The organism is Nostoc sp. S13 (genome assembly GCF_029379315.1).
Lineage (GTDB): Bacteria > Cyanobacteriota > Cyanobacteriia > Cyanobacteriales > Nostocaceae > Nostoc.
Genome location: NZ_JAQYWQ010000039.1, coordinates 1 through 9,962, shown reverse-complemented (window position 1 = coordinate 9,962; position 9,962 = coordinate 1). Strand labels below are relative to the sequence as shown.

Below are 9,962 nucleotides of genomic sequence, written 5' to 3'. Positions count from 1 at the left end.
TAAGAATTTTAGATTTTAGATTAAAGAATTGAAATTTAATCCAAAATCCAAAATCCAAATTTGAATTGTCCAATCCCCAATACCCAATACCCAGTTACCGTTGAAGTTAAAATAAAGGAATGAGGAACTATGGCTCAAATTCCAGCTTCTAGCGATCGCCAATTTTCTGCTGATACTGAAATTTGGTATAGTCTCAAATGTGCGATTTCCACGAGTTCCGGTTTTCAACGCTGGCAACTAGAACGGGATGCTCAATTACAGGGAATTCGCTTGGAACAACAGGTACAAAGGTATTTAAGGGAAACTTTAGAAACTTTAGCTTACTAAATACAAAATAAATCTTCTCGGCTTGTTTGGAATCGAGGGAGTTGACGGTATGCACTCTCCAAGCGATGCCTACGGCGGTAAACTACGCCATCAACTTCCACTTCATTCATGGGATAATTTTTAATCAATTCTAGTCCCCAAAAGCATTGGGGGGATTACATGGGGTTATTGTTATGTGCATCTTCATACAGAATTGGTACTCATGGGGATGCTTGCACATCAATCAGTTCTACCCGCTCATCCTCTGTAATCATCATATCCGTTTAAAATATCCGGTAATATAGCGCTTCTAGAATGGAAGCAATACACTTTGACCTCTCTCCAAACCTCTCTCCTTTTTGGAGAGAGGCTTTGAATCTTACTCCCCTTCCCTTATAGGGAAGCAGGGTGGTTTCAGACAAGCAGAGAAAAACTAAAACTGAGTTTCAAAGCCTCTTCCCCCGTGGGGGAGAGGTTTGGAGAGGGGTCAAAAGCCATGCCACAAAACGAGAAATCAAGACTTATGTATTTTTCTTTTTTCGTATGAAACGACCCTGCCCTTCCCTTATAGGCAAGGGGCTGTTCTTGTTAGGTCTGTATTGCACTCAACCCAGAAGCGCTATATTCGTTTACACTCCACAGGCGGACTCTAGTATGTATTTCCTTTAGCGATGCCTGCGGCGGGCTACCCCTACGCAGATCACTTTTAGGCGATATCATCATCTGCAAAGTGCAAATATCTCTTACTCTCAACTTTTGCAGCATCTATAATTAATTTGCCCTCTGAATAGTTCGTTACCATGTCGGAAGAAGATATCCGGGCCGCCAGGCTGGAGAAAGTAGAACAACTCAAGCAGCTAGGGACTAATCCCTATGCTTATCGTTGGGAATCTACCCATCATGCAGCGCAGTTGCAAGAAAAGTTTGCCGATTTACCCAGTGGCGAAGAAGTTGATTTAGAAGTTGCTATAGCTGGACGCATTATGGCGCGTCGGGTTTTCGGTAAATTGGCTTTCTTCACTTTGCAAGATGAAACCGGCACAATTCAGCTGTATCTAGACAAAAATCGCATCCAAGAAGGTATGGCAGATATTGATGCTGATGCCTTCAATCACCTGAAGCAACTTACAGATGCAGGTGACATTTTGGGAGCTAAAGGTACTATTAAACGGACTGAAAAGGGCGAGTTATCTGTCTACGTTAAACAATATACTATCCTGACTAAATCCCTGTTGCCCCTACCCGACAAGTGGCACGGATTAACGGATGTTGCCAAGCGCTACCGTCAGCGCTACGTTGACTTGATTGTTAACCCGGAAGTGCGGCAAACTTTCCGCCGTCGCGCCCAAATTACTGCTGGTATTCGTCGCTATTTGGAAGAACGGGATTTTCTGGAAATTGAAACACCGGTTTTGCAAAGTGAAACTGGGGGTGCAGATGCACGTCCATTTATCACTTACCACAACACTTTAGAAATGGAATTGTATCTGCGAATTGCCACAGAACTTCATCTCAAGCGGTTGATTGTGGGTGGTTTTGAAAAGGTGTTTGAATTAGGCCGAGTTTTCCGCAATGAGGGAATTTCAACTCGACACAATCCCGAATTTACGACGATTGAAATTTACCAAGCCTACGCCGACTACAACGATATGATGGCGTTGACAGAAGGGATTATTACCACTGTCGCCCAAGAGGTACTCGGCACATTGCAAATCACCTACCAAGGGGAACCTATAGATTTGACAACACCTTGGCGGCGGGTGACAATGCACGATTTAGTTAAAGAATTTACGGGGTTGGATTTTAATTCGTTCCCAAGTTTGGAACAAGCCAAAACAGCAAGTAAAAATGCTGGGATTCCTGGTGTAGATGAAGCCCAATCAATTGGTAAGTTACTAAATTTAACCTTTGAAGAGAAGGTAGAGGCTAATTTAATTCAACCAACCTTTGTAATTGATTACCCTGTAGAAATTTCGCCCCTAGCAAAACCGCATCGTTCTCAACCTGGTTTGGTGGAAAGATTTGAGTTATTTATCGTTGGGCGAGAAACTGGCAATAGCTTCTCAGAACTTACCGATCCCATCGAGCAAAGAGAACGCTTAGAAGCCCAAGCTGAAAGAAAAGCTGCTGGCGACTTAGAAGCTCAAGGTGTAGATGAAGACTTTTTGACAGCCCTTGAATACGGTATGCCGCCTACAGGTGGTTTAGGGATTGGGATTGATCGGTTGGTAATGTTATTAACAGATTGTGCCAGTATTCGGGATGCGATCGCCTTCCCTCTTCTCAAGCCTGAAGGCAGCGTTATTAAGCAATTTAGCTTTGATCCCAAAACTCAAACACTGACTATTGAATTTGATAGTGGAAGTGTTTACGAGTATTTCAAAGTACCTCCTAGTGTCAAGGAAGACTTAGACAATGCACCGTCTAAAGGTCAATATTTTAACAAGTTTATTAAAGGTAAATTTAAGTATGAACAATTGAGTTGAGATAGTAGCTGCCATTCAACAGTAGAGTGCGTTATGGCTTTACCTAACGCACAATTTGCTTTTGAGTTTATTCGGGAGTTAGCAATTTCAGTCGAGGATTTATTTAAACCTTTTAATTTACAGTCAGGACTTCCAGTAGAAATATTTATCGGCTGATTCACAATTGGCATTACAGATGGTCATAGATTAATCAATCCCCATTCATTTAAAAAAATTGGCTATGTAGGATTATAATCTTGCTGATTCGATATATCTTTCGAGGGGCGATCGCTACTCCAAGCCCACCATACAGAACCACAGTGGCAATAGTAGAACTCTTGCCATTTGCGACGATGGTCTTCTGTAAGTACAGGCGAGCGGCGATTTAGCCAAACTTTTTCAGCTTCCAAGCTACTTGAGCGGCAGCTAGGACAGCAAAACTCGTAAGCGTGTGTTGCTTCATTTGTCCATTCAGGCGGGATCGGTACAAAAGCGTCCATGTCGTTAAAAGTGTAGTCTCAATGGTTATCGAGAACTTTGAGGTTTTGAACTTGGGCGCAAACGGATACAATAAAATTCCGCCACATTATCAAATCACAAATCAAAGATTAACACGAATGATAACTAAAATAGTTACCATGCACATTATGGCTAATAATTAAATTTATGGAGCCAAATGTTGAAATTCGCCGTTTGTTAGATGTGATGCCTGCTTCTGGTCGGATGACGACAAAACTTGTTAGTAAGCCGCAGCAAGCAAAAGTGATTGACGCCTCCTTTCCCCAACCGTGGAATCAGGCGCGACCGATATATATTAATTTTGATTTGTGGCATCGCTTGACAAAGCCGCAACGGGATTTGCTGCTGTTGCACATGGTTAGCTGGTTGACGGGGGTGAAGTGGTTTAAACCTGACATTTATCAAGGTGTAGTGCTAGCTGGGCTATTAGGCGGATTCTTGGAAGCAGCACAGTCAGATGTGGTAGGTGTAGCCGTAGCTGGGGGATTAAGTGCGATCGCTGCTTGGAGGATCTGGCGCACTAATAAATCTCAAGAGTCAGAGTTAAATGCCGATGCAGCAGCAATTCGCATAGCACAGCGTCGCGGTTATTCAGAAGCAGAAGCAGCACAACACCTGTTATCTGCAATTGAAGCGGTAGCTAAAATTGAAGGGCATTCCAGTTTAAATTTTACTGAGTTGATTCGTTGCCAAAACTTACGAGCGATCGCGGGTTTATCACCAGTCGGTATGCCAGAAAGTTATGATAAGTAGAATAAATGTCTCTGCTGCCCATTTGTAGCAACATTTAAAGTGAAAAGTCTTTATGTGGGTTTTTGACAGCGATCGATCCCAAAACGTCTAAATTATTGATTCAGAATTCTCTCTCAATTCTGAATTCTTCTTTGTTTAACTTAAATTCTGTCAGTTACTAACGGAGTTGATAGGAATGGGTAACTTTATTATTTTTGCCTTGATAGTGGTTTACGGAGGCGGCGTTTGGAAGTTTTGGAATGGGTTTGGGCGGACTAATTTTAATCCGACTTTGACCAATCGCATTGGTTTATCTTTGCTATGGCCAGCTTTGTTTATTACAAATCAATCCTATCGTCGAAACTTTAGAAAGGCGTTGAAGGGCTAGAGTTTACTATTAAGTCTAACGTCATCCGATGCTGACGGTGGCATATATCTCAATATAAATCTAACGCCCCAACCTCCCTTCGCCACTAGGGAAGAGAGGTTGGGTTTGTTCCTTTTAGGAAGCAGGGGAATTAGGGAAAGATAAGTTCGTTAACTGTTGGAAGTATTTCAGCTGAAGAATTTACTTAGTTAATAGATGGATTACTCCACCTACAGCTGCACCATCAACAGCATTGCCAAGGGTATCTTTGCGATCGCCGGTAATTACGCCAGTCAATGCGCTAGCCCCTGCACCGACTCCAACATCTTGAACAGCGCTCCGGTGACGAGGATGCTTTCTCAGACCATTTGCACCATTGACAGCTGCGCCAGTCACAGCACCCCTAACACCATTTCTTAATACATTACCACGTCCCCTAACAGCTCCGGTGACTACATTGGTAACAGCACCAATACCTGCATCTCTTAGTACTTGGTCATCAGCAGCAGCAGGTTTAGCGGGAACTAAGGTGACACCAGCTAAACTGGCAGCCATAAGACTGGGTAGAAGTGTGCGCTTTAGGATATTATTCATTGTGTTACCTTTTCAAAACACCAAACAATTGGCTAAAAACCAAAGTTACTTAAATCGGATTAAAATCTGATTTTTTTTCTAAACAACAGCAACTATTTATTGTTCGAGTACATTTATAGATAAATAATCGCATTTGCAAAGTCATAACTGCATCTACTGAAAGCATGAATATAGATTCAGTCTAGAGAAGGCCCTGCTGATTTCTTAGGCAATGCTGGAGATTACATATTGACAAAATGAATTAAATATGCAGTAGAGCTTGTTTCATTACTACCAAGGGGTTTCTAATGAGAAATCGCGTAGTGTTTACCCTATCTATCTAAAGATAGTTGTCAAAATAATTACACTAGCTCGTCGGGGTTAATATTTAATTCTCTTAGTCTAGCAGCCAAGAGTTGCGATCGTGCTTCTGCTTGCTGCGATCGCTCCCATCCTGTTTGTAGCAAATTACCCTGATTATCCCACCAACGCAACCACGGTAATTCTAGATTCTGATAGCGGCCTTGCCAAATTCTTAATTCTACACCCATCGGTTCAATAGACTTATCCACAAATAAACCTCAAAATAGCTGAAACCCTTACATAGCTGGCTTTTTAGCTTATATAAAACAGGAACCTCTAAAACCCTCTCCAGAGCTAGGTTTCAGCCAAATAAAGTTCTCATTTCCGGATAAGTCTAATAGGATAATGTCCGCGTTCATTGGCAGGTATTAGCTGATATTCACCCCTAAGCAATTGATACACCTGGACACTGGCTTTCTTCACTTCATAAATGCCATAGAAGGCAATACGGTTAAGTTAAGCATTTTTTTCTTCTCTCTGTTTTCTCTGCGCCTCTGCGGTTCGTTATTTGTCACGTAGTGCTTCACGAGTGTAGGCGTTTGCGTGTAAACCCCAGTAGCTCCGCAAGTCGTCATAAACGCTATCTGGATCGGGGTGCATATGAGCTTGACTGATGCGAACACGAGCTTGTTTAACAGTAAGACCAAGATGTATAGCGATGTCTTCTGCTTCATAACCCTGCATGAGCAGACATAAGATAGTCCGGTAATTGCTGTTAAGAGGAGCGTTGTTTAACCAGTCTATTATGCCTAGAATGAACTCTACAGAATTTGCTGATGAATCGGCTAGATTCTCAACAGATTGTTGGAGTTGAGTATCTTCTTCAGTATTTCTTACTTCAGCAATTGGGCAAATTTGGCCGCGGCGATGCATCACCTTTCTAGCATCGCTCAACGCATTTTTAATTAGATGATATGGCTTCCTTCTGGAGTGAGGATGACGAAGCAAAGTATCGATAGCTCTATCTACTCGCTCAGTCCAATAAGGACTGGAGTAGAAATAACGAGCATTCCGTTTCTGAAGAATTTCAACGGCATTAGCTATGTTCTCGATCATAATTACAAACTCCTTGCTATGACCTTCTTTGGTCATGGCGTATTTGAATTGATCTTGGTTTATGTATTTGGTCATTCCTTGGTGTAGTCGCCATCAGGTCGATCACACCGAATGTGTCTTATTTTAGACGAGCATGCGCTAGCCTATCCGTTAAATTAAGGGGTGTAAATCGGTAAAAAATTTCATATTGGGGAAATTTTTCTCTTCAATCCTAGTCAACTTGCACCATCAAGGCTTGGTCTGCATAATCTTTGACTTACTTGTACAGGCTCTATATTAAATATTTATAGTAAACCGTATATAATAACTTTTTTACCGTAGCCTTAAATACAAGGTATACAGAAGGGTATGCACTGAAGAGGTCTTAGACCTAAACTACACATTTGAGGCTTTTAAAAACTGGTGTTTAAATTTAGGCTCAACCTAGCTATGGGTGCGATCGCTTTCTCCTCACAACTGCCAACTCAAGATTCTATTCTTGCCCAATTCTCTAAATTAATTCCCTGCACTCTCAGCAAATCAGAATCATTAGAAACCAGAATTAAATCGCGTGTAATTGCAGTTGCTGCTATGAATATATCTTGCTCTTGGATAGTTAGACTTCTGCGTTTTAAATCTACATGAATTTCGCAGGCTTTTTCAAGAATTGCAATATCATCTAAAAACAAAATTTGATATCTATGGCAGAACAAACTAAAGTCAGCTGATTGCCTTGTAGCATTGATAGCTAAAAGTCCCCGTTTGACCTCATAATAAGTGATGCAGCTAATAAATATATCTTTTTGGAGACGGCGTGCTTCTCGGAACTTATTGTCTACATTGATGTTCTTTTTGAGAATATAGCTGACAATGTTTGTATCAAGTAAATAAGTCACTTTGTCTATTTTCTTTTTACTGCTTCATCGTACATTTTTATTTGCTCTGGCGTCAAATCATTTAAAGTACCTGAAACAGCTTCTAAAACTAGGATACTATCAATTCTACGTGTTAAATCATCATCTTTAATCGCTCGCATTTCTTCTAGTAAAAATTTACCAAACAGGTCTACCAGCATTTCAATCATTTCCCATTTTTTTAATTTCACCAAGTACAAGCTATTGCTTTTAAATAGGTTGTCTACAATTGGCGATATCCGGTTAGTAAGTTCTTGATGATAGCTAGAAACTTCTTGCATAACTTCCTCCCAATATTTAACTAATTACCTCAATTATAAACAATCTCCCTCAGCGCTCCTCTGCGTAAAAAAAGGTGGACAAAATGCCCACCCCACACAATTTCGAGAATATTCTGTTGCTATTAACCCAACAATTGTTTGGCCTTAGCGAACACATTATCAACACTAAAGCCAAACTTCTCTAGACAAACATTGCCTGGAGCCGAAGCACCAAAGCGATCAATACTAACGCAATCACCTTCAGTACCCACGTACTTGTGCCAACCGAAACTGCTAGCAGCTTCTACAGACAAACGCTTAGTGACAGCTTTCGGCAAAACGGACTCTCTATAAGCCGCATCCTGTGCTTGAAACAGTTCCCATGAAGGTAGCGAGACAACACGGACTTTCTTACCTTCGGCTGTGAGTTTTTCGGCTGCGCTGACGGCGAGGCTCAATTCTGAACCAGTGCCAATCAAGATAATCTCAGGCGTACCTTGGCTATCCACCACGGTGTATCCACCCTTGGCTACACCCTCAACCGATGTACCTGCCAAGTTGGGGACATTTTGACGAGTGAATGCCAATAGGGTAGGAGCATTTTGCTTCGCCTTCTCGATCGCTATTTTATAAGCGCCAGAGGTTTCGTTACCGTCTGCGGGACGAAACACGGTTAAATTAGGAATGGCTCGCAAGGAAGCCAGAGTTTCAATGGGTTGGTGCGTGGGGCCATCTTCACCTTGTCCAATGGAATCGTGAGTCATCACCCAAATCACGCCAGCTTGGGAAAGTGCGGATAAGCGGATGGCAGCACGCATGTAATCTGTGAAGATCAAGAAGGTAGCGCCGTAGGGAATTAATCCCGAATTGTCCAACGCTATACCATTACAGATTGCGCCCATACCATGTTCCCGTACCCCAAAGTGGATGTTGGGGTTTTGGTATTCCCCTTTTTGGAAGTCGCCCTTGCCCTTGATTTCTGTCAGGTTGGAGTGAGTCAAGTCAGCCGAACCACCAATCAATTCAGGTAAAACCGCCGCCAGTTTGTTGAGACAAGTTTCTGAGTGTTTGCGGGTGGGCAATCCTTTGTCTTCTGGGGTGTAGGTGGGTAGTACCTTATCCCAACCATCGGGTAGTTTGCCGCTTATGTAGCGTTCAAAATCAGCCGCTTCTTGGGCATACTTAGCTTTGTAGTCCGCAAAGGTCTTGTTCCATTCGGTTTCGTAACCTGCGCCGCGCTCAACTGCTTTGCGCGTGTGGTTGAGGGCTTCTTCTGGGACTACGAAAGGCTCGTATTCCCAACCCAAATTTTTCCGAGTCAATGCTATTTCGTCTCCGCCAAGGGCAGCACCGTGAACACCAGCAGTGTTTGCTTTATTGGGGGAACCGTAACCAATAATCGTTGTTACCTTGATGAAAGAAGGCTTATCAGTAACGGCTTTGGCTGCTTCAATTGCTTTGGCGATCGCTTCTAGGTCAGTGTTGCCGTCCTTGACGTGTTGGACGTGCCAACCGTATGCTTCAAATCGCTTGGAAACATCTTCGGTGAATGCTACATCTGTGGAACCGTCGATGGAAATGTGGTTGTCGTCGTACAGAGCGATGAGTTTGCCTAATCCCAAGTGCCCTGCAAAAGAAGCCGCTTCACCGGAAATTCCTTCCATGTTGCAACCGTCACCTACAATTACGTAGGTGTAATGGTCAACAATCTTAGTATCAGCTTTGTTAAATTTAGCGGCAAGATGCGCTTCGGCGATCGCTAAACCGACAGCATTGGCAATTCCTTGACCTAGTGGGCCGGTGGTGACTTCCACGCCTGGGGTCATGAAGTTTTCGGGGTGTCCAGGGGTTTTGGACTCCCATTGACGGAATTGCTTGATATCTTCAATGCTGACGCTGTCGTAGCCTGTCAGATAAAGCAGGGCGTACTGTAACATTGAGCCATGACCGGCAGACAAAACAAAGCGATCGCGGTTAAACCATTTGGGATTCTTGGGGTTAAACTTCAAAAAGCGATCCCAAAGTACAAAAGCCATCGGAGCCGCGCCCATTGGTAGTCCTGGGTGTCCCGATTTGGCCTTTTCTACGGCATCAACAGCCAAGAAGCGGATCGAGTTAATACAAAGTTCTTCGAGGGAAACTTCTTTGGGGGATTGGGTTGCAACAGTCATAATCTCTTGTTTTTAACGACGGGTTAGCATTCTTGGTAGCTTCTCTTGCTGGGGTTATTTTAGATTCCCCACAGTATCCTCATCATCCCACTCCCGCTTATGGATGGACAAGCGGGATCTCCTGAGTTTCTAGTGATAAATCAAGCTGATAATTGGGTCATGCTGAACGCTTAAATTATATCGGAATGATATTTCTGATACTTTGGGCATTGGGCATTGGGCATTGGGCATTGGGCATTGGGCATTGGGCATTGGGC

11 protein-coding genes and 2 pseudogenes are annotated in these 9,962 nt (G+C 42.9%); 5 read left to right on the top strand and 8 right to left on the bottom strand.

From position 1 onward, the window contains the following. Positions 1 to 129: 129 nt before the first annotated feature. From PUQ00_RS14375 to PUQ00_RS14365, 3 genes are all read left to right on the top strand, one after another. The gene (locus tag PUQ00_RS14375) at positions 130 to 327 is read left to right on the top strand and encodes a hypothetical protein (RefSeq protein WP_069073454.1); all 198 of its coding nucleotides are present in this window, start codon (positions 130 to 132) and stop codon (positions 325 to 327) included. 779 nt (positions 328 to 1,106) lie between these two features. After that, positions 1,107 to 2,792: a lysine--tRNA ligase gene (gene lysS, locus PUQ00_RS14370; RefSeq protein WP_300417519.1), complete on the top strand. Its 1,686-nt coding sequence runs from the start codon at positions 1,107 to 1,109 to the stop codon at positions 2,790 to 2,792. 33 nt (positions 2,793 to 2,825) lie between these two features. After that, entirely contained in the window at positions 2,826 to 2,948 is a 123-nt protein-coding gene (locus tag PUQ00_RS14365) for a hypothetical protein (RefSeq protein ID WP_300417516.1), read from the top strand. A 62-nt stretch (positions 2,949 to 3,010) separates the two neighbouring features. Here the strand turns inward: PUQ00_RS14365 and PUQ00_RS14360 are convergent, their stop codons facing one another. After that, positions 3,011 to 3,271 carry a hypothetical protein gene (locus PUQ00_RS14360; RefSeq protein ID WP_300417514.1) on the bottom strand — a complete coding sequence of 87 codons (261 nt, stop codon included), beginning with the start codon at positions 3,269 to 3,271 and terminating at the stop codon, positions 3,011 to 3,013. A gap of 166 nt (positions 3,272 to 3,437) precedes the next feature. On the opposite strand from PUQ00_RS14360, the gene PUQ00_RS14355 reads away from it, so the two are divergent. Both PUQ00_RS14355 and PUQ00_RS14350 read left to right on the top strand, forming a co-directional pair. After that, positions 3,438 to 4,043 (top strand): DUF3318 domain-containing protein, encoded by a 606-nt coding sequence (locus tag PUQ00_RS14355; protein WP_300417511.1) that lies wholly within the window; start codon positions 3,438 to 3,440, stop codon positions 4,041 to 4,043. Between the two features lie 175 nt (positions 4,044 to 4,218). Beyond that, positions 4,219 to 4,410, top strand: coding sequence for a hypothetical protein (locus PUQ00_RS14350; protein WP_118167650.1), 192 nt, complete (start codon positions 4,219 to 4,221; stop codon positions 4,408 to 4,410). Between the two features lie 180 nt (positions 4,411 to 4,590). Here the strand turns inward: PUQ00_RS14350 and PUQ00_RS14345 are convergent, their stop codons facing one another. The 7 genes and pseudogenes from PUQ00_RS14345 to tkt form a co-directional block, all read right to left on the bottom strand. Continuing rightward, positions 4,591 to 4,983, bottom strand: a complete 393-nt coding sequence (locus PUQ00_RS14345; RefSeq protein WP_300417506.1) for a hypothetical protein — start codon at positions 4,981 to 4,983, stop codon at positions 4,591 to 4,593. Between the two features lie 341 nt (positions 4,984 to 5,324). Next, positions 5,325 to 5,522: pseudogene (locus tag PUQ00_RS14340) on the bottom strand (Uma2 family endonuclease); the annotation flags it as partial. 139 nt (positions 5,523 to 5,661) lie between these two features. Next, positions 5,662 to 5,769, bottom strand: a pseudogene (locus PUQ00_RS14335) (Uma2 family endonuclease); the annotation flags it as partial. A 60-nt stretch (positions 5,770 to 5,829) separates the two neighbouring features. Beyond that, the gene (locus tag PUQ00_RS14330) at positions 5,830 to 6,381 is read right to left on the bottom strand and encodes a hypothetical protein (RefSeq protein WP_300417504.1); all 552 of its coding nucleotides are present in this window, start codon (positions 6,379 to 6,381) and stop codon (positions 5,830 to 5,832) included. Positions 6,382 to 6,845: 464 nt separating this feature from the next. Beyond that, on the bottom strand, positions 6,846 to 7,256 hold the full coding sequence (locus PUQ00_RS14325; RefSeq protein ID WP_300417501.1) for a type II toxin-antitoxin system VapC family toxin: 411 nt from the start codon (positions 7,254 to 7,256) through the stop codon (positions 6,846 to 6,848). Between the two features lie 5 nt (positions 7,257 to 7,261). Next, positions 7,262 to 7,555, bottom strand: coding sequence for a hypothetical protein (locus PUQ00_RS14320; protein ID WP_300417498.1), 294 nt, complete (start codon positions 7,553 to 7,555; stop codon positions 7,262 to 7,264). A gap of 122 nt (positions 7,556 to 7,677) precedes the next feature. Then, positions 7,678 to 9,705, bottom strand: a complete 2,028-nt coding sequence (gene tkt, locus PUQ00_RS14315; RefSeq protein WP_300417496.1) for a transketolase — start codon at positions 9,703 to 9,705, stop codon at positions 7,678 to 7,680. Positions 9,706 to 9,962: the final 257 nt, after the last annotated feature.

Bases quoted from the DNA above. Each gene is read 5' to 3' on its own strand.
- PUQ00_RS14350 (WP_118167650.1), top strand. From the start codon at position 4,219: ATGGGTAACTTTATTATTTTTGCCTTGATAGTGGTTTACGGAGGCGGC.
- lysS (WP_300417519.1), top strand. From the start codon at position 1,107: ATGTCGGAAGAAGATATCCGGGCCGCCAGGCTGGAGAAAGTAGAACAA.
- PUQ00_RS14345 (WP_300417506.1), bottom strand. From the start codon at position 4,983: ATGAATAATATCCTAAAGCGCACACTTCTACCCAGTCTTATGGCTGCC.
- PUQ00_RS14330 (WP_300417504.1), bottom strand. From the start codon at position 6,381: ATGATCGAGAACATAGCTAATGCCGTTGAAATTCTTCAGAAACGGAAT.
- tkt (WP_300417496.1), bottom strand. From the start codon at position 9,705: ATGACTGTTGCAACCCAATCCCCCAAAGAAGTTTCCCTCGAAGAACTT.
- PUQ00_RS14360 (WP_300417514.1), bottom strand. From the start codon at position 3,271: ATGGACGCTTTTGTACCGATCCCGCCTGAATGGACAAATGAAGCAACA.
- PUQ00_RS14320 (WP_300417498.1), bottom strand. From the start codon at position 7,555: ATGCAAGAAGTTTCTAGCTATCATCAAGAACTTACTAACCGGATATCG.
- PUQ00_RS14365 (WP_300417516.1), top strand. From the start codon at position 2,826: ATGGCTTTACCTAACGCACAATTTGCTTTTGAGTTTATTCGGGAGTTA.
- PUQ00_RS14355 (WP_300417511.1), top strand. From the start codon at position 3,438: ATGGAGCCAAATGTTGAAATTCGCCGTTTGTTAGATGTGATGCCTGCT.
- PUQ00_RS14375 (WP_069073454.1), top strand. From the start codon at position 130: ATGGCTCAAATTCCAGCTTCTAGCGATCGCCAATTTTCTGCTGATACT.